Origin of the sequence: Kribbella sp. NBC_00709 (genome assembly GCF_036226565.1) — a bacterium.
Lineage (GTDB): Bacteria > Actinomycetota > Actinomycetes > Propionibacteriales > Kribbellaceae > Kribbella.
The window spans coordinates 3,258,985-3,282,247 of record NZ_CP108996.1 but is presented as its reverse complement, the minus strand read 5'-3'; the positions used below and the strand labels follow the sequence as shown (position 1 = coordinate 3,282,247).

Annotated in this window: 31 protein-coding genes; 15 read left to right on the top strand and 16 right to left on the bottom strand. The window is 67.9% G+C overall.

Annotated elements, in window-relative coordinates:
• The first annotated feature begins 6 nt into the window (after positions 1-6).
• Positions 7-864, top strand: a complete 858-nt coding sequence (xdhC, locus tag OHA18_RS16225; protein ID WP_329004926.1) for a xanthine dehydrogenase accessory protein XdhC — start codon at positions 7-9, stop codon at positions 862-864.
• Positions 861-2,141 (top strand): guanine deaminase, encoded by a 1,281-nt coding sequence (gene guaD / locus OHA18_RS16220; protein WP_329004925.1) that lies wholly within the window; start codon positions 861-863, stop codon positions 2,139-2,141. Before xdhC ends, guaD begins: the two co-directional genes overlap by 4 nt.
• Positions 2,142-2,351: 210 nt before the next feature.
• Here guaD and OHA18_RS16215 read toward each other — a convergent pair whose 3' ends face one another.
• From OHA18_RS16215 to OHA18_RS16185, 7 genes are all read right to left on the bottom strand, one after another.
• Complete coding sequence (locus OHA18_RS16215) at positions 2,352-3,695, bottom strand: 8-oxoguanine deaminase (RefSeq protein WP_329004924.1); 1,344 nt, start codon at positions 3,693-3,695, stop codon at positions 2,352-2,354.
• 2 nt (positions 3,696-3,697) lie between these two features.
• Entirely contained in the window at positions 3,698-4,603 is a 906-nt protein-coding gene (gene pucL / locus OHA18_RS16210) for a factor-independent urate hydroxylase (RefSeq protein WP_329004923.1), read from the bottom strand.
• A 5-nt stretch (positions 4,604-4,608) separates the two neighbouring features.
• The gene (uraH, locus tag OHA18_RS16205; protein ID WP_329004922.1) at positions 4,609-4,926 is read right to left on the bottom strand and encodes a hydroxyisourate hydrolase; all 318 of its coding nucleotides are present in this window, start codon (positions 4,924-4,926) and stop codon (positions 4,609-4,611) included.
• Positions 4,923-5,417, bottom strand: coding sequence for a 2-oxo-4-hydroxy-4-carboxy-5-ureidoimidazoline decarboxylase (gene uraD, locus OHA18_RS16200; protein WP_329004921.1), 495 nt, complete (start codon positions 5,415-5,417; stop codon positions 4,923-4,925). Before uraD ends, uraH begins: the two co-directional genes overlap by 4 nt.
• 176 nt (positions 5,418-5,593) lie before the next feature.
• Positions 5,594-6,025: a helix-turn-helix domain-containing protein gene (locus OHA18_RS16195; RefSeq protein ID WP_329004920.1), complete on the bottom strand. Its 432-nt coding sequence runs from the start codon at positions 6,023-6,025 to the stop codon at positions 5,594-5,596.
• Entirely contained in the window at positions 6,018-6,257 is a 240-nt protein-coding gene (locus OHA18_RS16190; protein WP_134106168.1) for a thiamine-binding protein, read from the bottom strand. The genes OHA18_RS16195 and OHA18_RS16190 overlap by 8 nt, the downstream gene beginning before the upstream one ends.
• Before the next feature lie 9 nt (positions 6,258-6,266).
• Positions 6,267-7,469 carry a DUF6986 family protein gene (locus tag OHA18_RS16185; RefSeq protein WP_329004919.1) on the bottom strand — a complete coding sequence of 401 codons (1,203 nt, stop codon included), beginning with the start codon at positions 7,467-7,469 and terminating at the stop codon, positions 6,267-6,269.
• 113 nt (positions 7,470-7,582) lie between these two features.
• Between OHA18_RS16185 and OHA18_RS16180 the strand changes: the two genes are divergently transcribed.
• The gene (locus OHA18_RS16180; RefSeq protein ID WP_329004918.1) at positions 7,583-8,350 is read left to right on the top strand and encodes an IclR family transcriptional regulator; all 768 of its coding nucleotides are present in this window, start codon (positions 7,583-7,585) and stop codon (positions 8,348-8,350) included.
• Between the two features lie 37 nt (positions 8,351-8,387).
• On the opposite strand, the gene OHA18_RS16175 is transcribed toward OHA18_RS16180, so the two are convergent.
• Both OHA18_RS16175 and fgd read right to left on the bottom strand, forming a co-directional pair.
• Positions 8,388-8,966, bottom strand: coding sequence for a GNAT family N-acetyltransferase (locus OHA18_RS16175; protein ID WP_329004917.1), 579 nt, complete (start codon positions 8,964-8,966; stop codon positions 8,388-8,390).
• A gap of 54 nt (positions 8,967-9,020) precedes the next feature.
• Positions 9,021-10,025 (bottom strand): glucose-6-phosphate dehydrogenase (coenzyme-F420), encoded by a 1,005-nt coding sequence (gene fgd, locus OHA18_RS16170; RefSeq protein ID WP_329004916.1) that lies wholly within the window; start codon positions 10,023-10,025, stop codon positions 9,021-9,023.
• A 93-nt stretch (positions 10,026-10,118) separates the two neighbouring features.
• Between fgd and OHA18_RS16165 the strand changes: the two genes are divergently transcribed.
• The 3 genes from OHA18_RS16165 to OHA18_RS16155 all read left to right on the top strand — a co-directional run bounded on the left by OHA18_RS16165 (position 10,119) and on the right by OHA18_RS16155 (position 12,133).
• Positions 10,119-10,442 (top strand): hypothetical protein, encoded by a 324-nt coding sequence (locus tag OHA18_RS16165; RefSeq protein ID WP_329004915.1) that lies wholly within the window; start codon positions 10,119-10,121, stop codon positions 10,440-10,442.
• 319 nt (positions 10,443-10,761) lie between these two features.
• Positions 10,762-11,595 (top strand): carbon-nitrogen hydrolase family protein, encoded by an 834-nt coding sequence (locus OHA18_RS16160; protein WP_329004914.1) that lies wholly within the window; start codon positions 10,762-10,764, stop codon positions 11,593-11,595.
• Positions 11,596-11,632: 37 nt separating this feature from the next.
• Positions 11,633-12,133 (top strand): methylated-DNA--[protein]-cysteine S-methyltransferase, encoded by a 501-nt coding sequence (locus OHA18_RS16155; protein WP_329004913.1) that lies wholly within the window; start codon positions 11,633-11,635, stop codon positions 12,131-12,133.
• A gap of 26 nt (positions 12,134-12,159) precedes the next feature.
• On the opposite strand, the gene OHA18_RS16150 is transcribed toward OHA18_RS16155, so the two are convergent.
• Both OHA18_RS16150 and OHA18_RS16145 read right to left on the bottom strand, forming a co-directional pair.
• Complete coding sequence (locus tag OHA18_RS16150; protein ID WP_329004912.1) at positions 12,160-12,618, bottom strand: hypothetical protein; 459 nt, start codon at positions 12,616-12,618, stop codon at positions 12,160-12,162.
• A gap of 19 nt (positions 12,619-12,637) precedes the next feature.
• Positions 12,638-13,480: a DUF72 domain-containing protein gene (locus tag OHA18_RS16145; RefSeq protein WP_329004911.1), complete on the bottom strand. Its 843-nt coding sequence runs from the start codon at positions 13,478-13,480 to the stop codon at positions 12,638-12,640.
• A gap of 17 nt (positions 13,481-13,497) precedes the next feature.
• Here OHA18_RS16145 and OHA18_RS16140 point away from each other — a divergent pair, with 17 nt between their 5' ends.
• Positions 13,498-14,433, top strand: coding sequence for a phosphotransferase (locus OHA18_RS16140; RefSeq protein WP_329004910.1), 936 nt, complete (start codon positions 13,498-13,500; stop codon positions 14,431-14,433).
• A gap of 93 nt (positions 14,434-14,526) precedes the next feature.
• Here OHA18_RS16140 and OHA18_RS16135 read toward each other — a convergent pair whose 3' ends face one another.
• Positions 14,527-14,901 carry a hypothetical protein gene (locus OHA18_RS16135; RefSeq protein ID WP_329004909.1) on the bottom strand — a complete coding sequence of 125 codons (375 nt, stop codon included), beginning with the start codon at positions 14,899-14,901 and terminating at the stop codon, positions 14,527-14,529.
• Between the two features lie 53 nt (positions 14,902-14,954).
• Here OHA18_RS16135 and OHA18_RS16130 point away from each other — a divergent pair, with 53 nt between their 5' ends.
• On the top strand, positions 14,955-15,335 hold the full coding sequence (locus tag OHA18_RS16130) for a VOC family protein (RefSeq protein WP_329004908.1): 381 nt from the start codon (positions 14,955-14,957) through the stop codon (positions 15,333-15,335).
• Here the strand turns inward: OHA18_RS16130 and OHA18_RS16125 are convergent.
• Positions 15,332-15,826, bottom strand: coding sequence for a hypothetical protein (locus OHA18_RS16125; RefSeq protein WP_329004907.1), 495 nt, complete (start codon positions 15,824-15,826; stop codon positions 15,332-15,334). The genes OHA18_RS16130 and OHA18_RS16125 overlap by 4 nt on opposite strands.
• A gap of 101 nt (positions 15,827-15,927) precedes the next feature.
• Here OHA18_RS16125 and OHA18_RS16120 point away from each other — a divergent pair, with 101 nt between their 5' ends.
• The 3 genes from OHA18_RS16120 to OHA18_RS16110 are packed head-to-tail and all read left to right on the top strand — an operon-like array spanning position 15,928 to position 17,805.
• Positions 15,928-16,272, top strand: a complete 345-nt coding sequence (locus tag OHA18_RS16120; protein ID WP_329004906.1) for a ClpX C4-type zinc finger protein — start codon at positions 15,928-15,930, stop codon at positions 16,270-16,272.
• A complete protein-coding gene (locus tag OHA18_RS16115; protein ID WP_329004905.1) occupies positions 16,269-16,826 on the top strand; it encodes a hypothetical protein in 558 nt (185 codons plus the stop codon). Before OHA18_RS16120 ends, OHA18_RS16115 begins: the two co-directional genes overlap by 4 nt.
• Positions 16,827-16,884: 58 nt before the next feature.
• A complete protein-coding gene (locus tag OHA18_RS16110; protein ID WP_329004904.1) occupies positions 16,885-17,805 on the top strand; it encodes a threonine ammonia-lyase in 921 nt (306 codons plus the stop codon).
• 4 nt (positions 17,806-17,809) lie between these two features.
• Here the strand turns inward: OHA18_RS16110 and OHA18_RS16105 are convergent, their stop codons facing one another.
• Positions 17,810-18,574 carry a phosphotransferase gene (locus tag OHA18_RS16105; protein ID WP_329004903.1) on the bottom strand — a complete coding sequence of 255 codons (765 nt, stop codon included), beginning with the start codon at positions 18,572-18,574 and terminating at the stop codon, positions 17,810-17,812.
• Positions 18,575-18,623: 49 nt separating this feature from the next.
• The gene (locus OHA18_RS16100; RefSeq protein ID WP_329004902.1) at positions 18,624-19,379 is read right to left on the bottom strand and encodes an SAM-dependent methyltransferase; all 756 of its coding nucleotides are present in this window, start codon (positions 19,377-19,379) and stop codon (positions 18,624-18,626) included.
• 3 nt (positions 19,380-19,382) lie between these two features.
• Between OHA18_RS16100 and OHA18_RS16095 the strand changes: the two genes are divergently transcribed.
• The 4 genes from OHA18_RS16095 to OHA18_RS16080 all read left to right on the top strand — a co-directional run bounded on the left by OHA18_RS16095 (position 19,383) and on the right by OHA18_RS16080 (position 22,536).
• A complete protein-coding gene (locus tag OHA18_RS16095; RefSeq protein ID WP_329004901.1) occupies positions 19,383-20,504 on the top strand; it encodes a hypothetical protein in 1,122 nt (373 codons plus the stop codon).
• A gap of 7 nt (positions 20,505-20,511) precedes the next feature.
• Entirely contained in the window at positions 20,512-20,925 is a 414-nt protein-coding gene (locus tag OHA18_RS16090; RefSeq protein WP_329004900.1) for an NUDIX domain-containing protein, read from the top strand.
• 41 nt (positions 20,926-20,966) lie between these two features.
• The gene (locus tag OHA18_RS16085; RefSeq protein WP_329004899.1) at positions 20,967-21,548 is read left to right on the top strand and encodes a helix-turn-helix domain-containing protein; all 582 of its coding nucleotides are present in this window, start codon (positions 20,967-20,969) and stop codon (positions 21,546-21,548) included.
• A 406-nt stretch (positions 21,549-21,954) separates the two neighbouring features.
• The gene (locus tag OHA18_RS16080; RefSeq protein WP_329004898.1) at positions 21,955-22,536 is read left to right on the top strand and encodes a dihydrofolate reductase family protein; all 582 of its coding nucleotides are present in this window, start codon (positions 21,955-21,957) and stop codon (positions 22,534-22,536) included.
• Positions 22,537-22,706: 170 nt separating this feature from the next.
• On the opposite strand, the gene OHA18_RS16075 is transcribed toward OHA18_RS16080, so the two are convergent.
• The gene (locus OHA18_RS16075; protein WP_329004897.1) at positions 22,707-23,204 is read right to left on the bottom strand and encodes a GNAT family N-acetyltransferase; all 498 of its coding nucleotides are present in this window, start codon (positions 23,202-23,204) and stop codon (positions 22,707-22,709) included.
• Positions 23,205-23,263 lie beyond the last annotated feature (59 nt).

The following is a 23,263-nucleotide window of genomic DNA, read 5'->3' as shown; positions in this document are numbered from 1 at the left end:
GAGTGGATGCGAGCGATTCAGCTCCTGCGAGCGGGGCGTCGGCCCGGCGTTCTCGTCACCGTCATGTCGGTGCGTGGGCACGCTCCGCGGGAGGCCGGCGCGAAGATGGTTGTTGCTGCTGACAACGTCTGGGCGACTGTTGGCGGCGGCAACCTCGAGGCGCTGGCGGTGGAGCGTTCACGCGAGCTGATCGCGGCCGGGGTCACGGTTCCGGAGACGCTGACGGCGGCGTTGTCGGACAAAGCGCCGTACCAGCACGGGGTTCAGTGTTGTGGCGGAGAGGTGAAGCTGTTGCTGGAACCGTTGCCTGTGGTGCCGTCGGTGGCAATCTTCGGAGTCGGGCATGTCGGGCTCGAGCTGGCGCGGATCCTCGCGCGGCACGACATCGAGCTGCATCTCGTCGACTCGCGGCCGGACCAACTGACCGCGGATCGGCTTGCTGTACTGGACGATGCGGTGGCGCAGGTCCACGTACACAACGTGCCGGTGCTCCCGGAGCTCGTCGTCGGCGAACTGCCGCCAGGCACCCACGCCGTGATCATGACGCACGACCACGCTGAAGACGCCGCGCTCTGCGACGCCGCCATCCGCAACGACACGTTGGCCACGATCGGCCTGATCGGGTCCAGCGCCAAGTGGACGCGCTTCCAGCGCAAACTCGCCGAGGACGGCAACTCCGGCGAGGCGATCGCGCGGATCACCACCCCGATCGGAATTCCCAGCGTGAGCGGCAAGGAGCCGGCCGTCATCGCGGTCAGCGTTGCCGCCTGGCTGCTCGAACGTTCTACCGCCGAACGGCATCCCGTGTCGGCCCAATCTGCCGAGCGTCGCCCCGCGTCGGCTCATCGTGAGGCGAAGGCATGACTATCTTCCGTGGCACGTTCATCGACACGCCGGAGAACCCGTTCAACGGCGGGAGTCTGCGCGTGGACAGCGACACGGGCCTGCTGGTCCAGGACGGCGTGATCGTTGCTCGCGGCCCGTTCCTGCAGATCCGGACCGCACACCCCGCCGAGCAGGTCGTGGACCTGACCGACGGCGTCGTACTCCCGGGCTTCGTCGACACCCACGTGCATTTCCCGCAGATCCGCGCGGTCGGCGGCCTCGGCCTCCCACTGCTCGAATGGCTCGACCGGTACGCCCTCCCGGAGGAAGCCCGGATGGCGGACGTCGACTATGCGACCGGCGTCGCCGACGAGTTCGTCCGCGGGCTCGCCGCCGCCGGGACGACGTCGGCGCTCGTGTTCGGCGCGCACTACTCCGATGCGGTCGACGCGCTCTTCAACGCCGCATCGGGCGTGGGCTTGCGGGTGACGAGCGGCCTGGTCCTCAGCGACCGCCTCCTGCGGCCGGAGCTCCTCACCACGCCGGTCCGTGCGTACGCCGAGTCGCTCGCCCTCGCCAACCGCTGGCACGGCGTCGGCCGCAACCGGTACGCCGTGACGCCACGCTTCTCGCTGTCGTGCACCGATGAGCTCCTGGCGACCTGCCGTGAGCTGATGGATGCGATCCCCGGCGCCCTGTTCACCTCCCATGTGAACGAGAACGAGGCCGAGATCGCATCCGTCGCCGACCTGTTCGGCGGCGCCGACTACGTCACGACGTACGACCGCCACGGCCTGGTGGACCGCCGTACCGTGCTTGCCCACAACGTCCACCCCACGGACGTCGAACTCAAGATGCTCGCGGTCGGCGGCGCGACCGTCGCGCACTGCCCGACCAGCAACGCGGCGTTGGGCAGCGGCCTGTTCCCGCTCAGCCGGCACCTGCAGTACGGCGTACGCGTCGCCCTGGGATCCGACGTCGGCGCCGGCACCGGCTTCTCGCTGCTGAAGGAAGGCCTCCAGGCGTACTTCTGCCAGCAACTCCTGGCCGACCAGGGCCGCCCGCTGACCGCAGCCCACCTGCTCTACCTCTCCACCGCCGCCGGCGCCGAGGCCCTGGACCTCCCGCAAGTGGGCCACCTGAGCGTCGGCCAGCACTTCGACGCCCAACTCCTCCGCCCCACCGACGGCTCGCCCCTCGCCGTCGCCATCACCCACGCCGAAGACACCGAAGAAGCCCTGGCCCGAATCTTCACCCTGGGCACCCCCGCCGACGTCCAGGCCGTCTGGATCAACGGCGAACTCCTGCACCCGTGACTTCGGGACAGCACCTGAGGACTCGCCGCCTCAGGTGCTGTCGCGAGTAGCCCCGCCCGCGGCTGGATCGGATCCGGTACGTCGTGAGCGAGCAGGTAGCTGGTGTCGTCGAAGCTCAGGATCTCCCGGCGCGCCTGCGCACGCAGCATCGTGATGCTCTCCCAGAGCGACGACTGCGACCTGCAGCGTCTCTCCAGGCCGCGACGGGGTTCAGGCCGTCAGGTTGCGCTGGACCTGTGCTGTTTGCTCGGCCAGAGACTGCTCGTCGACGGTGCGGACCGCGCCTTGCTCAACGACAGGCCGGCCGTTGACGAGGAGGAGGTCGAGGGGCGGGGGTGTGCTGAGGACGAGCGCGGCGATCGGGTCGGGGATGCCGGCGTGGGCCAGGGTGTTGAGGTTCCAGACGGCCAGGTCGGCGAGTTTGCCGGGCTCGAGGGAGCCGATGTCGTCCGACCGACCGAGGATGCGGGCGCCGTCGAGGGTGGCCATTTCCAGGGCCGCTCGCACGGTCAGGGCTTGAGGGCCGCCGCGGGCTCTGGCGAAGAGGAGGGCGTGGCGGAGTTCTTCGACCAGGCTGCCGGATTCATTGCTGGCGGCACCGTCTACGCCCAGGCCTACTGGAGCGCCGGCCGCGCGCAGGTCGGCGGTGCGGGCGATACCTGCGCCCAGGCGGGCGTTGGAGCTGGGGCAGTGCGCCACGCCGGTGCCGGTACTGCCGAGGTGCTTGATCTCGGTGTCGTCGAAGTGGATGCCGTGCGCGAACCACACATCGTTGCCGGTCCACCCCAGTTGGTCCGCGTACTCGAGAGGCGTGCAGTTGAACGTCTCCCGGCACCACTCCGTCTCGTCCGTGGTCTCGGCGAGATGCGTGTGCATGCGTACGCCGCGGCGCCGGGCCAACTCGGCCGCGTCGCGCATCAGTTCGCCGCTCACGCTGAAGGGCGAGCACGGCGCGACCACGATCTGCAGCATCGAGTCCGGCGACGGATCGTGCCAGCGGTCGATCGCGGCCTCGGTCGCAGCGAGGATCTCGTCACGGTCCTCGACCACGGAGTCGGGCGGCAACCCGCCGTCCTTCTGACCGCGATCCATCGACCCGCGGGCGGGATGGAACCGTAGCCCGACCTCGGATGCCGCAGCGATCTCCGCCGCGAGCAGGTCACCGCCCTCGCGCGGGAAGACGTAGTGGTGATCGGCCGCCGTAGTACATCCGGTCCGGGCAAGTTGGGCGAGCGCCGCCCGCGCTGCGACGTACACGGTCTCCTCGGAGATCCGTGCCCAGACCGGGTACAACGTGGTCAGCCACTCGAACAGCGTCGCGTCCGCCGCCAGTCCGCGCGTCACCCACTGGTACAGGTGCTGGTGCGTGTTCACGAAGCCCGGTGTGACAAGGCATCCTGACCCGTCGATCACCCGAGCACCGTCGTACGACGGTGCGGAACCGGGGCCAACGGCAACAATTTGCTTGCCTTCGACAACGACGTGCCCGACGAACTCGCGCCGGGACGGATCGAGGGTCGCCACCTGGGCGCCCTCGATCACGATGGTGGACATGCTCAGCAGAACCCGGGTACGGCGTGCCACGCACTGCCGGCATCGCTGGCGTCGTCGCGGGTGACGGTCGCCTCGATCAGGCCGTACGGGCGGTCCGCGGCGATGAAGACCTCGCCCGGGTTCTCGACCTCGAACGGCGACAGGTCGACGAGGAAGTGGTGCTTGTTCGGCGCGGAGAACTTGATCTCGGCCACCTCGGGGTGCTGCTCGAGCACCGCCTCACCCATGCCGTACAGCGTCTGCTGCAACGCGAGACTGTGGATCGTCGCGAACCGCGACAGCAGCAGCCCTTTGATCCCGTCGTACGACTTGTCCCAGTCGACGTCGGTGTGGTCGTACCGCCAGCGGGCGACCAGCGACGTCGCCAGGATCCGGTCGTTCGTCTCCGGCAGCGTCGTGTACTTGTCCTTGAGGAACCCGTGGAACTCCGACCCGGTCGACTTCAGTACGACGAGATCGCTGATCCCTGACACGACGTACGACTTCCGCTCCGCGCCGCGCCCCTCGACGTTGACGACCGTGTTGCGCACGCCGCCGCCGGTCCGGACGAACGAGTGGTCGTGGTCCTGGCCGTCGACCTGGATCCGCTCCCAGGCGTACTCCTCGACCGCGACCCGCGCGCCCTCCGCTGCCGGCGACGCCTCGAGGAAGTGCGCGCCGAGCGTCAGCGCGTAGTCCTCGATCGCCCCGACACCCTTCTCCTTCGCGAACGCGAAGGCGGTGTTCTTCTGCGTGTCGGTCGGCAGTACGTCGCTCTGGTCGCCGGTCGTGTGCGCGGCCTCGAAGTGGCCGCGCAGCGCGGACGAGACGTTCAGGTCGCGGATCTGGTGGCGGGGCGTGTCACGGTAGATCCGGACCACGCGGCTCTCGGCTTTGCCGTACTGGTTGGCTCCCAGGTGGATGGCCATCGGAGTCAGCTCCCTCGGTAGGTGGAAAACGCGAACGGGCTGAGCAGCAACGGGACGTGGTAATGCCGCTCGTCGGCGACCGTGAAGGTCACGGAGACCTCGGGAAAGAAGATGTCCTGACTCGTCGCGGCCGCGTACGCCGCGACGTCGAACCAGAGCCGGTAGGTACCGTGCTCCAGCTTCGGCGCGAGCTCCGCGATCCGCCCGTCGTCGTTCGTCGCACCGGTCGCCAGCACGACGTCACCCTGGTAGAGCCGCACCGGGACGCCATGCGCCGGCCGACCCAGAGCGGTGTCGAGAACGTGGGTGCTGAGAGAGCTCATGCGTCCACCACCTTGGCCAGCCGGAGCAGCGCGATCTTGCGCAGCTCCTCGTGCACTACCTTCGCCTCGGTCGCGTCGTCGTGCGTGAGCCGCTCGCGGAGCCTGGTGAGCATCTCGTGCGCGGACAGCCCGGTGGCGCAGATCAGGAACACCCGGCCGAACCGCTCCTCGTACTGACGGTTGCCTTCGGCAAGTTCCCGCCTGGCGCCCGGCTCGTCGCCGACACCCGACTGCTCGGACCGCGACCATGCCGCCTCGGTGGTCGCAGCCTGCGGCCGGTCACCGATCCGCGGGTGCGCCTGAAGAGCACGATCGACCTCGTCGTCGTCGAGCTCCCGCAGCGACTGATCGGCAACCGCAGTCAGCGCGGCGAGGTCGCCGTACGGCCGCTTGGCCAGGATTCCGTCGACCCACCGGGGCACGTCGCAGCAGGCCGCCAGGGCCGGCCGCAGCCGGTCGGCCGGAGTGGAGTTGAACTCCTCCAGGTCCACGGATCACACACCTTCTCGAATCCCGAAATCGACTTTCCGTATGACGAGAGGGTGACACCCACTACGCCCGGCGTCAACAGTTTGTTGAAGTGGATTGGCTCTGCACGCACGCAAAACCCGGCTGAACGGGGCGCGATGTGCCTCCTGAGGCGGGTTTTGCATGCACACAGGTCCACCTACCGGGCGCGGTTCAGGTAGTTGTAGACGGTGAAGCGGGTGACGCCGAGCGCCTCGGCCACGATCTCCGCCGACTTCCGGAACTCGAACGCACCCCGCGCCTCGAGCATCAGCACCGCCTGCTGCTTGTCATGCCGGGAGAGCTGGTCGAGCGGACCACCCAACTCGTCGGCGACCTCCGCCAACAGCCCTTGGACACCACCCGAGCCACCCGCTGAACCCACGCCGGTCGTGCCGGTCGTGCCGGTCGCGGCGGCCGCGGCGGCCGGGCTGCTGGCGATGGGGTTGGGCAGGCGTACGGCAGCGACCGGCTCCCCTTCCCACAGCAGCGGGACGTCGTCTGCACGCGCGTCACCCGGCGCGACGAGCTCCGCGTTCAGCCGCTCGACCAGCGGCGTGACCGCCTCGACGAGCGGGTGCTGCTCAGGCATCGCGGCGTACCTGCAAGGTCACCTGGCTCGCGCCGCCGGCGAACGCCGCTTCGAGCACCTTCGGGAGCGCCGGCAGCAGCAGGTGCTGCTCGCCGCTCACCTGAGTACCGAGCGGGCCGAAGTCGCAGTCGAGTCCGGCCTCCTCGGCCGCCCGCAGCGCTTCGGTGGCATGCGCGGGCGGCGACCCCTCGACATCGAAGGGTTCCGTGGTGAACTCCGCAACGAGTCTCATGTCGCGAGGCTAGCTCTCGTGGACCGCCCTGCGCGCCAGCTTGGCAAGACCAGTGGTGTCGAACTCCGTCTCGTCGATCGCGCCGCACTCGATGCCACGCAGTACGAACCCGGCGAGCGCCGCCGCAGTAGCCGGTTCGTCGAGGTAGCCCGACTCGCCGTCACCCAGGTACGCGCGCAGCCGGCGAGCCGCCTGGTCGAAGCCCTCCCGGTAAAACAGGTACGTCGCCGCGAACCGGGTCGGGAGTTGCGCGGGATGCATGTCCCAGCCCTGGTAGATACCGCGGGCGAGCGAACGCCGTACCAGCCGGAAATGCAGCCGCCACGCATCGTGGACGGCGTCGCCGACCGGGAGAACGTTGGTCGAACCATCGGATACGAAGACGCCGGTGCCGGCCGCGGCCAGTTGCATGACGTCCTTGGCGTGGTCCGCGACCGGATGCTCCATGCTCTGGTACGCCGCCGCGACACCGAGCGAGGCGGAATAGTCGTAGGTGCCGTAATGCAGCCCGGTGACGCGGTCGCCGCCGGCCTTGATCATCCGGGCGATCAGCGCGGTACCGTCGACGCCGAGGATCGCCTGCGGGGTTTCGACCTGGATCTCGAACTTCAGCCGCGGTACGTCGTACTGCTGCTCGAGGGTCTCGAGTACGAACACCATCGCCTCGACCTGCTCGACCGAGGTCACCTTCGGGAGCGTGATGACGAAGCCGTCGGTGATCGTGGCTTCCTTGATGAACAGGTCGAGCGTCCGGAGCGCGCGGCGGCGGGTCGGGGCCTCGAGCGACTTGATCCGCAGTCCGTGGAAAGGCGTCGCCGGGTTAGCGGCGAGGGCCTGGGCGGCGGCGATTGCGGCGGCATCCTCTTCGTCGTCCGGCCGGTCGCCGTAGCCGTCCTCGAAGTCGATCCGCAGGTCCTCGATCGGTTCGCGCTCCAGCTTCGCGCGGACCCGGTCGTAGACGTCGTCGGCGAATTCGGCCGGGAGATCCAGCACCTTCGCGAACTCGCCGGCGGATCCGGCGTACTCCTCGAGCGCCGCGCGCGCCTGCGCACCCCAGTCGCCTACCGTGCGTACGTCGTACCGGTCGGCCGGCACGTACACCGTGTGGATCGGCTGGCGGACGCCGCGATCGCCCCGGTAGTCGTCGGCCAGCGCCGCGTCGGCGGCGGCCAGGCGCCGGTCCAGCTCGGCCAGCAGATTCTCCAGGCTCATGCAGCCTCCTTTTCCGTATTGTGGAGACTAATGTCTACTGTGCGGAAGACACAACCGTCTGGACCTTCCGGGATCTGGGGCTAAACTTCCGACATCCGGAAAGGTGGAGGTCCATGGTGGAGACGAACGGCGGCGGCAAAGGCCGCACCGGCAGTGTGCAGTCCATCGAGCGCGCCTTCGGGCTGCTCGAGACCATGGCCGACGCGGGCGGGATGATGGGCCTGTCCCAGCTGGCCACGGCCTCCGGCCTGCCGCTGCCGACGATCCACCGGCTGGTTCGAACCCTCGTCGACCTCGGCTACCTGCGTCAAGAGCCGTCCCGGCAGTACATCCTCGGCCCGAAGTTGATCCGTCTGGGAGAGAGTTCGTCGCACATGCTGAGCGTGTTCGCGCGCCCGCACCTGGCACGGCTCGTCGACGAGCTCGGCGAGTCCGCCAACATGGCGATGCTCGACGGCGACCAGATCGTGTACCTCGCGCAGGTCCCGTCGCGGCACTCGATGCGCATGTTCACCGAGGTCGGCCGCCGCGTCCTCCCGCACTGCACAGCCGTCGGCAAGGCGATCCTGGCGCAGTTCCCGGAGCCGGCCGTCCGCGATCTCCTGCACCGCACCGGCATGCCGAAGCACACCGACAACACGATCACCACCCCCGACGCCTTCACCACCCAACTCCACCACGCCGCCGACATCGGCTACGCAATGGACGAAGGCGAACAGGAAGTCGGCGTCCGCTGCGTCGCAGTAGCCGTCCCCGACGCCCCCACCCCCCTGGCCATCTCCATCTCCGGCCCCGCCGGCCGCATGACCGAAGACCTTGTCGAACGCGCCGTCCCCTTGCTCACCCAAGCCGCGAAGTCGTTGTCCGAAGACCTGCACTAGGTACTGCGGCCAGCCCTGCGTAGCACGCGGGGTCGATCTACTCAGGTGCGTACGTCCGCCACTGCTCCATGAGCTGATACCCCAGCGACTGATTCGCCTGCAGGCTGGCCTGGTTTGCGGCCGCGCCGCCCGTGGCGAAGCGGGTGATGCCGATGTCGAGGAAGGCGAGGATGGAGGCGGCCTTGACGGCCTGGCCGACGCCGCGGCGGCGGTGGGTGGCTAGGACCGAGGTGAAGAACGTGTCGCCGAAGCCGTCCTTCTGGCGGATCACCGTGGCACCGACGAGCCGGTTGCCGTCGAACGCACCGAAGACGCGATACCCCGGCCACAGCGAGCGCGTTTTGGCGAGGTCGCCGACCACCCGATGCGTGGCGGGCGTGTAGGGATAGTCCGGCTCGTTGGCCTTCTCGAGTTTGTGCAGGATCTCGGCCGACTCCGGTCCGAGTTCGCGGATCGTCAGTCCGCCGGCGGTGGCCCGGCGTACGGCGGACTCCAGCAGTTCGCGGTCCGGGTCGAACAGTCGCACCGCCCAGGACTCGGCGACCACGCGGTAGCCGGCTGCTTCCAGCTCGGCACACCGCGGGTCGTCGTCGCGAACGATCTGATAGTCGGGCACCCGCTGATTGTGGGCCGCCTGACTGCTTTGCTCAAGACAGCCTGACTCCTTTACTCAAGACAGTTTGCGCAGTAACGGCAGAACGTCTTCGGTGAACTGTGTCAGGAACCGCTCCTGGTCGTGTCCCGGCCCATGCACGACGAAGTGGTTGAACCCGGCGTCCAGGTACGGCTGGAACTGCTTCACGACCTCTTCCGGGTCGGACGCCACGATCCACCGCTTCGCGACCTGCTCGATCGGCAACTCGTCGGCCAGCCGCTCCATCTCGGTCGCGCTGGTGACGCTGTGCTTCTGCTCCGGCGTCAGCGAGAGCGGCGCCCAGAACCGGGTGTTCTCCAGCGCGGCCGCGGGGTCACGGTCGTACGACACCTTGACCTCGAGCATCCGGTCGATGTCCTCGAACTTCTTTCCGGCCTTCTCGGCGCCTTCGCGAACGGCCGGGATCAGCTTCTCGGTGTAGAGCTCCATCCCCTTGCCGGACGTCGCGATGAACCCGTCACCCGCGCGGCCGGCGTACTTCGCGACCAGCGGTCCGCCCGCGGCGACGTACACCTTGATCGGCGTCTCCGGACGGTCGTAGATGAAGGCGTCGACGGTCTTGTAGTACGGCCCTTCGGAGCTGACGCCGTCCTTCGTCCACAGGTCGCGGATCAGCTGCACCGACTCGCGCAGCCGGGCGAACCGCTCCTTGAACTCGGGCCACTCCATCCCCGACACGGCGATCTCGTTCAGCGCCTCGCCGGTGCCGACGCCGAGCATGACCCGCCCGGGGTACAGCTCGCCGAGGGTCGCGAACGCCTGCGCGATCACGGCCGGGTTGTACCGGAACGTCGGCGTGAGCACCGACGTACCGAGCAGTACCCGGTTGGTCCGCTCGCCGACCGCCGCCATCCAGGCGAGCGCGAACGGCGCGTGGCCGCCCTCGTGCCGCCACGGCAGGAAGTGGTCCGACACGGTCACACTGTCGAGCCCGAGCTCCTCGGCCCGGACGGAGTACTCCACCAGCTCCCGCGGACCGAACTGCTCCGCCGACGCCTTGTACCCGACTCGAATGCTCACCCTTGCTCCCAACCATCGTCTTGGTCGTACTTTCGATGACAACCGCGTCCAGGTCCGACTTTATGCCGCCCGTGGTCGCTACGATCCAGGGCTGTGTACGCCAACGACGCACGAGTGCTGGGTCTGATCGGTACGACGTTCCGCGCGGCCGGACTGCCCGCGATCCGGGTCACGGTGCCGGCCGCCCTGGCCGAGCGCGCCGTCGCCGCCTGGGAGCGGGACGACGCCGGCCCCGTGCCGCACCCCGAGGACCCGGCCGTTCGCCTGCTACGGCACCGCGCCGGAGCGCTCGCACTGATCGGCCTGTCCATCACCGAGTCCGGCAAGTTGGACGCCGACGGCAACTCGGTCGTCGATCTCAGCCCGGAGCTGGTCGGGGTGGCGATGGCCGCGGCCGACGACCACCTGCACCGCTGAGGCCCGCCGTCGGCGAGCCTGATTGACTCTCGCCCTGGGGCTCGCTGAGGATGTGGGTCCGGCGCGGCCTGCGCCTCACCTTCGTCGACTGCCCCCAGCGCGGTCACCATGAGAAGGCAAAGGGACTTCCTGTCTCGGGCCGCTCGTCCTGGTCAGCCGCCTCGACGGGATCGCTGGGGGGATCGCGTGCGAGTGCGTGGAAGGCCAGATGACAGCGCACAGGAACTTCAAGCAACGGGTCCGAGCCCGCGCCGCGAAAACCGGTGAGTCCTACACGTCTGCCCTCCGGCACTTCCGTCCGACTCCATCAGGAGAAGACATGCCGGAAACCTTACGAATCGCCGCCGCCCAGTCCACCGTCTACGAGGACCCGACCGACCCCGCACTGCTCCGCGAGAGCGGCACGGAGATCCGCCGCCTGATGCGGGAGGCCGCGGCCGCCGGGGCGCGACTGGTGCACTTCACCGAAGGTGCGATCTGCTTCCCCAGCAAGCGGATCCTGTCCTCACTCGGCCCGGACGAGGTCGGTCCGTCCGACTGGACCAAGGCGGACTGGAAGGTCCTGGAGGACGAGCTCGACCAGATCATCGCGCTCTCCCGGGAACTCAGGATCTGGACCGTGATCCCAGCGGTCCACCCACTGCCCGACGCCCGGCCGCACAACAGCATGTACGTCGTGTCGGATCAGGGGAAGCTGGTCGCACGGTACGACGAACGCATGCTGTCGGCGACCAAGGTCGCCTGGATGTACACGCCCGGCAGCCGGCCGGTGACGGTCGAGGTCGACGGGTACCGCTTCGGGCTGGTGCTAGGGCTGGACGTGCTCTTCCCGGAGGTGTTCACGGAGTACGACCGCCTCGGGGTCGACGGCGTGCTGGTGTCGTACTGCAGCAACGGCGTCGGTAGCAACGGCCACATCGGGATCCAGACTCGGGGGATCGCGGCCATCAACACGTCGTGGATCAGCCTGGCCGTCCCGGCCAACCCGGGCGCCGGTCTCGACGCGGGTGTGATCAACCCGCACGGTGAGTGGGTGGCGCAGGGGCCGTCGGACAGTACGCCGGCGGTCGCGGTGGCCGACGTACTGCGGGCTGACTTGAGCGAGACCGGCCGGAGCTTCCGGCAGCGGACGCGGGAGCGGATCGGGTCGTAGGCCCTCACAGATCCGGGTGCCGGCGCGTTCTACCTGTATGAACAGGCACGCGACTGTCAGCACCCGGATCGGCGAGCTCACGTTGGTCGCCGCGGGCGACGAGCTGGTCGGCGTCTACTTCCCGCACCATTGGGTGAAGCCGACGGCGGAGATGCTGGGTGAGCGGGTCGAAGCCACCGACCCGCTCATCGCCGCGGTCGTCGAGCAGTTCGAGGAGTACTTCGCCGGCGAGCGGGTGACCTTCGAACTCCCGACCCGGTTGGCCGGCGACGAGTTCCAGCGCCGGGTGTGGACGGTGCTGGAGGAGATCCCGTACGGCGAGACCACGACGTACGGCGAGATCGCCGCGCGGCTCGGTGAACCGGCCCACACGGCGCAGGCCGTCGGCAAGGCGGTCGGGCAGAACCCGTTGTCGATCGTGATCCCGTGCCATCGGGTGATCGGGAAGAACGGCTCGCTCACCGGGTACGCCGGCGGTCTCAAGCGGAAACAGTTCCTGCTCGACCTGGAGGAGCCGGTCGGCGCCCGGTTGTTCTAGCCCTGCTGTAACTAGTCCGTTTGCAACTAGTCCTTCTGCGACAGGTCGCCGACTTGTTCGGCGTACCAGTCGAGTTCGGTCAGATGCTCGGCGATCTGGCGGAGGGTCCAGTTCGGGCTGCGGTCCTTGTCCCACTCGGCTGGGTCGAGCGCGGCGTACCGCAGTACGAAGGTCCGCCCGAGCCGCCCGAGCCGTTGCTCGGCCTCGCGTACGTCCTCTTCGGTGAACGGCGCGAGGTCGGCAGCGGTCGTGAGCGCGCTCGCGTGCCACTCGTCGGGCTGCGTCGGTACGCCGGCGAGCAGCGCCTCGACCTCCGCGAGGTGGTCGACCAGGTGGTCGGCGATCCGGCGGACCGCCTTGTGCGGGGTGAACGTCCGCCCGTCGTCGGACGTCCGCGGTTCTCCGTCCCACGCCGGCCAGGTGACGACCAGCTTCAGCGACCGCTGCACCGATTGCTCGACGAGTTCTCCAGGGTTCTCAGTCATGCCGCCGACGGTAAGCCCGTCATACTTCGGCGGCGGCCGAACTGATCCCGAGCCGGCTCGCCATCCGCTCGGCGTCGTACGGCGCATGCACCTTCGCGTCGTTGTCGAAGTACACGTAGGTGTCGCACTTCCACGAGCGGATCTTCCGAGCCCAGCGGTCGAGCGACTTGTCGTCGTACCCGCTCACGTAGAGCTCGTCCGCACCGTGCAACCGGACGTACGCGAAGTCCGCGGTCACATCCTCGAACATCGGCCACTTCCCGGCCGTGTCCGCACAGACCACCGCGACGTCGTGCTCCCGCGCCAGCTCGACGAATCCCTTGGTCTTGAAGCTGGCATGCCGTACTTCGATCGCGTACCGGAGTGGGATGTCGACGGCGCATTCGAGCAACGCGCGGCCCTCCATCCGCTCGTCGTGGCCCTTGGCAACCTCCGCCGCAGCGGACGTTGTCCGCGGCAACTGTGCGAGGAACGCCGCGCACCGCTCCGCGTCGTACTGGAAGTTCGGCGGTAGCTGCCACAGCACCGGGCCGAGTTTGTTGCCGAGCGCAAGCACTCCGGAGGCGAAGAAGTTGGCCATCGGCGCGTCGACGTCGGCCAACCGCTTCAGGTGCGTGACGAACCGCGGGCCCTTGACCGAGAACACGAAGCCGTCGGGAGTCTCGTCGTACCAGCGTTGGTACGACGAGGGTCGCTGGAGCGCGTAGAACGAGCCGTTGAGCTCGATCGAGTTCAACCGGTTCGACGCGTACTCGAGCTCGGCGCGCTGCGGGAGCCCTTCGGGGTAGTAGACCTTGCGCCACGGCGGGTAGCGCCACCCGGAGATGCCGACCCGAAAATGGGTGTCCGGCCAGCGCGTCATTCCCTGATTATCGACCCATGCAGATCGATCGCGGGGCGTACCCGGACGCGCGGACGCCTTGGGAGGATCCGTCCTGGCGCGCAACGGCCCTCGACTGGCTCGATCGGCAACTCGCCGTACTCGATGTCTGCGAGACAGGGCCGCGGCGGGTGCGGCTCCGTCCGTGGTCCGTGATCATCCGGGTCTTGGCCGAGCGTCCGGTCTGGTTCAAGGCGACCTCGCCGGGCAGCGCGTTCGAGCCGGCGCTCTCCGAGGCGTTGTCGCGATGGGCGCCCGAGCACGTGCTCACGCCGTACGCCGTCGACGCCGCCCGCGGCTGGTCGCTCCTGCCTGACGGCGGTCCGCTGCTGCGCGCTCAGTCTCTCGACGTGCGGCACTGGGAGCAGGTGCTCGTGCAGTACGCCGATCTCCAGCGGGCGCTCGTTCCGCGGGTCGATGAGCTCGTGCGGCTCGGCGTACCCGACGCCCGGAAACTCCCGCGACTCTTCGATGAGACGGTGGCCGGCAACCGGACGCTTGGGGTGGATGAGCGGGAGTGGTTGCTGGCGTTCCGGCCTCGGTTGGTGGACTGGTGCGCGGAGCTTGCCGGGTTCGGGATCCCTGCGACGCTCGACCACGCTGATCTGCACGACGGTCAGATCCTGGTCGCTGGTCCCGGGCGGTACACGTTCTTCGACTGGGGTGACGCGAACGTCGCCCACCCGTTCTGCAGCCTGCTCGTCGCGCTCGACCGCGCGGCCGAGCAACTCGGACCGGAGGTGGTCGCGCGGCTCGAAGACGCGTACCTGGAGCCGTGGACCGCAGAGCATCCGCGGTCCGCGCTCCACCGGGCAGCCACCCTCGCCCGCCGACTCAGCCACCTGACCCGAGCCGGCTCCTGGGGCCGCCTCTTCCCCGCGACCGCCCACATCGGCGACCCGGAACGCGCTGCCGCCCTACTGCGAATGTTGTGACGGATCCCCAGGCCATCACAATCGCGACGATCGCGCGCACTCACGCCTGAGCCCGCCGATGCGGGCGATTGTGATGGCGTGGAGATCCGCAGATCAGGTCGGGATCCAGGTGGGCCACCACGGCGGGACGTTGCCCGGGCAGGTGCCGGGCGAGCCGGCCGGGGTGCCCTGCCAGGAGAACAGCGCGAGGTCGGCGATCGCGATCGCGATGGCGGCGGCGATCAGGGAGAACAGGAACGCCTTCCCGGCGTACCGGAAGACGACGGTGAACAGCACCAGGTTGACGATCAACGCGAGCGGCACGCCGAGGAACAGCAGCGTCAATCCGTTCGGCACGCTGCCGGTGACGTCCACGTGACAGGCCTTCCACGCCCGCGACGTGATCACCACCAGCCCGAACGCCGCCCCACCACCAACGACCACCGCAAGGAACGACTCTCCCTTGCTCCCCTTCGCAGCAAACGCCATACACATCACCGTAAGTGATCCGCCTGGCCACTTCAGCAGTCAGACTGCCGTGTATGGACATCAAGCACCGGATGATCGTCTTCGACGCGGCCGATATCGAGACGGAGAGCGCGTTCTGGGCGGCGTTCCTCGACGGCACCGTCGACAAGTGGAGCGACCGCTGGCACGCGATCTGGGTGGACGGGGGTTGGGCGCTCGGTGTCCAACTGGCACCTGACCATGTCCAGCCAGAGTGGCCCGACGGTACGCCGCAGCAGATCCACCTCGACCTGTACTTCGAGGGTATCGACGCGCACACCACTGCCCACGAGCGAGCACTCGCCCTCGGAGCCCGCCTCCTCAAACCCGCCGACGACCCCGTCGCCGCCCGCGGCGTCCAGGTGTACGCCGACCCCGCAGGCCACCCGTTCTGCCTGTGCTGGGTACCCGCCTAGACGTCCAGAGGATGCAGGTCTACCGGTGTGAGCACCCAACGGAACCCATACTTCGGGCTGGCGGCGCGATCGACCTTGTCCGGCGCGAAGTACTCCCCGACCAGACTCAACAGCCGCTCGTGGAACTCCGCGACCCGCTCCCCGGGCACCCGCCCCGCGTGCTCCCCACTGTCCTGCACGAACCCCGCACCGAACATCCCAGCCGCCGCATCGGCGTACGCCTGCACGTAATCCTGCGCACTCGACCCCGGCAACTCGGTACGCCCGTTGCAGTCCGGCGCCGGCGTCTCCGCAAGTTCTGCCCCCGCCGGAGTACGCCGCCAAACCCCGGCATCCTCCACCACCCGCCCGGCGTCACGGAGCTTCCCGAGGTACCAAAGCACCCGAGCATCCGTCACCTCCAGCCGCCCGGCGATCTCCCCCAACGCCCGCGGCTCCCCCAACAACCCCACGATCCCCCGGGGCAACTCCGACATCTCCCAATCAGCCATAGGACGTACTACTAGCACGAACCCGGTCTTGACCCGCGAGGTTTGTCAGGCCTAGCCTGACAAACAGTTGTCAGGGCGAGCCTGACAGATTGGGAGGCGTCATGTCGGAGAGTCTGGTGCGGTGCTCGTTCTGTGGGAAGTTGCGGGACGAGGTGGACCGGCTCATCGCGGGGCCGGGTGTGTTCATCTGCAACGAGTGCGTCGGCCTGTGTGAGCAGCTGCTGAGTGGGAAGCCGATGCCATTCTTCCCGCCGTTGGACGGCAAAACCGATGACGAGCTACTGGCCGACATGGCCCGGATCGAGTCGTCTCGCGGTCAGGTCGAGGTCGCCGTACAGGATCGCGTACTGCGGCTCCGCTCCCGAGCCGTCACGTGGGCGCGGATCGGCGAAGCTCTGGGCATCAGCCGCCAGTCAGCCTGGGAACGCTTCTCCGGCGAGGAATGACCGCTCATGTCGTGGCGGACGAGCGGCTCGACGAGGACGCAGTACCTGGTCGACTTCCCGGCGGGCCGGGGCGGATCGCGTTCGAGATCGATGCTCGGCACAACGGACCGCTTGGGACTCGGGCGGCCAGTGCGCAGTACGTCGTGGACGGTCTGCCGTTGTGGGTCGACTGGCACATTCATCCGGTCTCGCTGGCGCATTGGCCGTCCGACAGCACGGTCGTGTTCGATCGGCACGGCATCACCCGGACGCCGGCCACGCTCTCGGAGTACCTCAACCGCGGCGAGCACGAGCCGGCCTCGCCGAACACGCTCGATGATCACGAGGCGATGCGGCTGGCGCTCGTACCGATCGCCGGGAAGCAGCTCGCCCGCCGTTCACCCGAGGCAGCGCGCACGATCGAATTCCTCGGCGGGCGCGCGGATGGCGATCACCTCGCGTCGCTGCGTGAGTTGCTCAACCAGTTCGAGCATCTCGGTCGATCGGACAGTTTTGCGGCCGGGCATGCGTACGTCGATCTCCTGGAGACCTTGCCACCACGTCTGAGCCGCTAGGCTGTTCGTTGTGGGCGAGAGTCGGCTTGATACCGGTCGGATTCGGGCGGCTCGGCGCGTGATCGATCCCGTGTTTCTGGACTCCCCGCAGTACCGGTGCGAGGCGCTCGAGCCTGCGCTCGGGTGCGAGGTGAGCATCAAGCTCGAGACGGCGAATCCCGTGCGCAGCTTCAAAGGCCGCGGTACCGAGTTGGTCGCGAGCCAGCTGGCTGAGGCCGGCTCGCGGGCCGTCGTCTGCGCGAGTGCGGGGAACCTCGGCCAGGCGCTCGCCTGGTCGGGTCGGCGTCGCGGTCTCGACGTCACCGTGGTCGCTTCGCGGTTCGCGACCAAGGCCAAGCTCGAACGCATCCGCGCACTGGGCGCCAAGCTCGAGCTCGTCGACGGCGACCACGAACTCGCACGCGAACGGGCGGCGGCGATCGCGCAGTACGACGGGATCCGGCTGCTCGAAGACAGCCTGGACCTCGAGACGTGCGAGGGCGCGGCAACGATCGGCCTCGAGTTGGTGGAGGGTACGCCGGAGTTCGACACCGTGCTGATTGCACTCGGCGGCGGGGCGATGGCGACCGGCGTGGGTCATGTGGTGAAGGAGCTGGCGCCTGAGGTCGACGTGGTCTGCGTTCAACCGCTGGGCGCGCCGGCGATGACCCATTCGTGGCGCCGGCGTCGCGTGATCACAACCGAGTCCACCAACACGATCGCCGACGGGGTGGCCGGCCGCTTCCCGATCCCGGAGGTCCTCGACGACCTCCTCCTGATCGCCGACGACGCCGTACTCGTCCACGAGGAATCGATCGTCACCGCCATGCGCCTGCTCCTCGACCACGCCGGCCTCATCGTCGAACCCTCCGCCGCCCTCGGCCTGGCCGCCGTCCTCGAAGACCCCACCCGTTTCGCCAACCACCACATCCTCACCATCATCTGCGGCAGCAACGTCGACCTCCCCACTTACCAGCGCTGGGTCAACCCACCATCATGAGCCTTTAGCTTGGGTAGTCCGAGGTCAGTGCGGTGAGCCACGCGTCGTGATGGTTCGCGATGTATTCGGCGGCCGGGCCCCAGTAGTCGGCGTGGCCTTCGGTGTACATGCGCGCCCAGGGCTGCTCGCCTGTCTCGCGGCCGCGGACCAGCAGGTCGTACTGTCCCCGCGTGCGGGCCGCAATCTGCGCCGGCAGGGCCAGGCGCTGTTCGAGGTCGAGCCCGTACCCGTCCACGAGAGCGCGCAATCTCGGGGCGTCGACTCCGACGTCGCCTCCCGCCACGAACGGGACGAACGCGGTTGCGGCGTACCCGAGATCCCACAGTCGTGACGAAGGGCCTGCGTTGTCCCAGTCGATGAACACCCAGCGTTCGTCGTTGCGGACCAGGTTCCACGGCGCGAGGTCGTTGTGACAGATCAGGTCGCCGCCCGCGGGGTCGGGGACGATCACGTGCCAGGTGACATCCGATGGCGGCTCGAAGGTCTCCATCGCGTCGTGCAGCTCGCGAATCAGCCGCCCGACCCGGCGCAACTCGTCCAGGGTCGACGGGGGCATCGCGTGGGCGAGATCGCCCGATACGTACTCGAGAACCTGCCGCCCCTGCTCATCACGCCCGTACGAGCGGGGCGCGAACGGGCGCTCGGCCAGATGCTCGAGCACAGCCTGGACCCCGGCCGCCTGCGCAAGCGCGGGCTTCCGCACCGTCGATCCCACACGCACGACCAGGTCGGCGACGTTCCCACCCGTCAGCACCTCTTCACCTTCCACGCCGCCATCATGCAGGACCCCTGTGTCGTCTGGTCCGACTTTGAGACGGTTAGTTGCGGTGGGCTACTACTCGGGTGAGGTCGAGGGTTTGGCCGGCGTCGGTGTGGAGCATTTGGGCTTCCGTTCGGCCCGGCGTACCGCTGTCGTGGTCGCAGGCTTCGTTCCATTGCAGCCAGTCGCGCCAGCCGTCGGGCAGTCGGTCGGCGACCTCGACGGTGACCAGGCCGGTCTTCTCCCAATGCCGGCGCCACCACGCGGGACTGTGCCAGGCGCAGAAGTCCCACATCCAGTACGGCTCGAGGTGCGGCGGGGGAAGCGTCTCGTACTCCTCGGCGAGACCGGGCTGCACGATGCCGATCTGACCGCCGCGCTTCACGAAACGTGAGTAGTAGCCGAGGTAGAGGTCGTCGGTGCCGAAGTAGTGATAGGCGCCAATGCTGACCAGCGCGTCGAAGAAGTCCTCAGCGAAGGGCAGGGCGTGGGCCTCCGCGTGGATCGGGTGAACCTGGTCCGTGACCTGCGCCTCGGTCACGCGGCGGAGGTTCTCGTCGGGCTTGACCCACAGATCGGTCGCCCACACCTCGACACCGAACTCCTTGGCCAGGAAGATCGAGCTCAGCGCGGCGCCGCATCCCATGTCGAGCACCCGCATCCCGGGCTCCAGCGACATGAGGCCGGTCAATGCCTCGGCCTGCCACACCGGGTTCGGCCCCATCCCGCCGTCGACCATCCACCGGGCCGAGTACGCGGCCGACCGCGGATAACGGTCGTTCCTCAGCAGTACATCGAGTTCAGCGTCATCCATGTGATGGGAGTCTGGGAGCGGACCGGCGACCAGGCAAACGGTTATTCGCTGTCGGTGCCGGGCGATAACGTCGCGTGGGTGCCGCACTATCCGCCGCCGGCGAGACCACTGGGTCCGGACGCCGAGGGCCAATGGGTCAACCGCTGGTTATCACCAGAATGGACGCAGGCTGCGGATGCGTGGGTCGGTTGTCGCCTCGCCGAACACGGTCGCCGGATCAGCGGCGTGCCTGTCACTTACCGGGCTCGTTTCTGGTCCGTCGTGCGCTGCTATGTCTCCGTCGAGGGCCTGGTGTGGTTCAAGGAGAACAATCCCGGACATCCCTTCGAGGCCGGCCTGGTCGCGACCCTGGCGCAGCTCGCACCGGACGACGTGATCGTGCCGCTCGCCGTAGACCGCGAACGCCGGTGGCTCCTCACGGACGATCAAGGTACGACGGTCACACACGCTGACGTTGGCGATCAACGGACTCGATGCATCCTCGTCCGCGCGCTCGCCCGCCTGCAATGCGCCGTCCACGGCCGCGTCGACATGACGGCGTACCCAGGGATGGTCGAGCTCGCACCCAGCGCTGCCGGTGAGCGGGTACGCCGCGTTGCCCGGGAGTGGGCGTTGTTGCGGCCGGGGCATCCGTTGCGGCCGGATCCCGACGTACTGAAGCGAGCTGAGCTCGCCGCCGACGTACTGGACCGACGAACCGCGTCTCTCAGCGATGTCGTCCCGCTCGATCTGGAGTTCAACGACGTGTACCCCGCGAACATCTTCGCCGACCGCTCGACCGGCGTACTGCGACCGCGCTTCTTCGACTTCGGCAATACGATCTGGGGCCACCCGTTCGTGTCGCTGCACGGCCTCCTCGACGCGGTCGTGGAATGGACCCGCGCGCCCTTGTCCCGCACGCACCGCGACGAATTGCACGACACTTATCTGACCGTCTGGCGCAACCACCTGGACGCCGACCCACAGGTACTACGCACCGACCTGGCCGCAGCCGAGGCCCTAACCAACGTCCACCGCCTCATCTCCTGGCTACGCCTCATCCCACACGCCGATCCCCTCGAACTCCGAACACGCGCCGAAATCCCCCACAAATACTTGACAACAATCACCAAGCTGGCCGACTAGCCGGACGATGAAACATTTCGGCGTCTACGCGATCTGGCAGCAGAAAGGCCAACTCGTCCTCGTACGCAAGACGCGAGGACCATACGAGGGACTCCTCGACCTGCCAGGAGGCTCTCCCGAGCCCGCCGAATCCGAACTGACCACCCTTCGCCGCGAACTCCTGGAAGAGTGCGGCGTAGAACTCACCCAAGCACTCGACAGCACCGCATTCACCTTCCACGTCGACCGAGATTCCTCCGGTCACCCCATCAATTTCACCCATTCGGGCGTCGTTTCGCGCGTAGAGGTCGCCGGGCCCGTCGTCCAGGACATCGCTTCGGAAGATGTTCGAGGGGTCGTTCTCGCAACGGCAGCCGACACCCACCTGTTCTCCCCCCTCGTCACCGAAGCCCTCCGCCTCTTCCCCAGCCTTGCCCCATGACCCGGTTTGGCTTGTATTATCTGATTGGATAAGGGAGCGAGATGGACAAGGACAGTCAGGCGGTCACCGCGCTGCTCAACCACGCCCTCGACGAGAGCGGACTGTCCCAGGCTGCGTTCGCCACTGCCCTCCGCACGTCCGCGTCCCGCCTGTCCACCTACCGTTCCGGCAGGACCAAGCCGACGGCGCAGTTCGTCCTCCGGGCCGGGCGGATTGCTCACGCCCTCCACGACGCGCGCGAGCACCGGATCATGACAGCTCCCGCCACAGCCACAGCCATCCGCGAGGCGAGTGACGACGACTGGGCCTGGCGAATGCTGCTCCAGGGCCGCGACCACCTGCGCCTACTGCTAAAACGCCGCGATGGCTCCGAAGCCGCCTGGGAGGCAGCACCGGGCACAACCCTTCACACCGGATTCGACACACTCCTCGCCGCCCTGACCGCCCACGAATTCAAGGGTGCAGGCGAACCTCCACCCGACTGGACCAAGGTCGCCCCTCTCCCGGAGCCCTGGATCCCCGACCATCCGTTCCTGGACCACGCCCAAATCATCGAACAAACACCCGACCACCTGGCGCAACTCAACATCTTCGTTCCCGATCGTGACTTGGCAACCGCATGATTCCCTGACACTCAGTGCGTTTAGGCTCGGTGAATGGTCAGCGGATACACGTACCTTGGGAACGGCCCGGCGGCTACTGGCGGAGGTCCAGGCTGGGTTATGCGCGCGGATCTCTTCGCCAGATGCATTCGCTGCGGCGGTTTCGTCTCGCTGGATCCATCCGGGTACGGCCGATGCGAATGCGGTGCGCTCAGCAAGGATGCGGATGCTGGTCGCTTCGGTTCAAGCCTCGGCGATCAAGCCATCGAGATCTACTGCCTGGACGCTGCCCAGCAACCACCTGCGGACCACGCGAACTGACCTCCTCGGAAGAATTCTGGGGGACGATGTCGACTCAGAGGTGATGTGTTCGACGCAGTGGTGGGTGGCTGTCCACGGGGTCGGCCGGAGATTCAGGGAGCGCATGATGACCGCCATTTACACCTTCGACGTCTTCTCCAGCCTCGACGGATTCGCGTCGTACGACAACGCCGACTGGGGACCGTACTGGGGTAAGCAAGGCCCCGAGTTCCTGGACCGGCGACTCGCGTCGTACGACGAGAAGCAGCGGATGGTGTTCGGAGGCAGCACCTTCCGGCTGATGATGGAAATGGTGGGCGTGAGCAAGGTGCCGACCGAGGCGCTCGACCCGGTGAACGCGCGCATGCGAAGCATGCCGACCACGGTCGTGTCGTCGACTCTCGAGGGCCCGTTCGACTGGCCGGACGCAACCGCGGTGAGCGGCAACGCCGTCGACACGATCGCCCGGCTCAAGGAGGAGTCCGACGTACCGCTCCGCTCTCACGGGAGCCTTTCGCTCAACCGCGCCCTGATGGCCGCCGGTCTGGTCGACCATGTCCAGGTGACCGTCTTCCCGGTGATCGCCGGCCAGACCGGCGTGGAGCCGATCTTCCAGGGCGCCGCGGACTTCGACCTCGAACTACTCGAGAGCCGCACACTCGACGGCCGCACCCAAGAACTCATCTACCGCCCGACCCTGCACACCTAATCCCCGCTAGTGTCCTGAGTCGGAAGTTCGGCGAGAGATTTCGGTGTTCAGGTGCGTGCATCGCGGTGCGTGGTCAGTGGCCTCGATGCGGAGCATCGTGGGCGCTGGGCACGTGCCGTGAGGTGCGTGCCTGGGCGCCGAAAGCGCCGTCGAACTTCCGACTCAGGACACTAGTTGCCCTCGCTCAGCTCCTTGCGCATCTGAGCGCAGGTCGTCTCGTACCGCGTGATCGAACCGTCAGGGTTTTGCTGATCCCAAGATTCGACTACTTCGTCGTACGCGACGTACCCCAGCCGCTCGTAGAGGGCACGGGCTCGAGGGTTACTCAGCTCGACACCGACCTCGGCCCGATCAAGACCCCGGGCCAAGATCCGCTGCTCCGCAGCCCGAATGAGCACCGTCCCGATCCCACAGGACTGCAAAGCCGGGTGCACGGACAACTGCCACAGCGAACCTGCACCGGGATGCGGCAGGTAGTCGACCCCGCCGATAGCTACGGGCAGGTCGGTCTTGGTGCAGACGGCAAGGTAGTCGACCTCTCCACCACGCGCTCGGTCGAGCTCCTTGGCAACCTGCGTCAGGTGCAGTTCGCTGCCGGCAAAGCCACACGCGGCCAGATCGGCGTCGGCCAGATCTCTCACTGTCAGATCGAGTACTACTGCAGTCATCCTCACCACCTCCTCGTGCAGCCTTGTGTACGACGCCGAAGGGGGCAACGGCTTTGTCG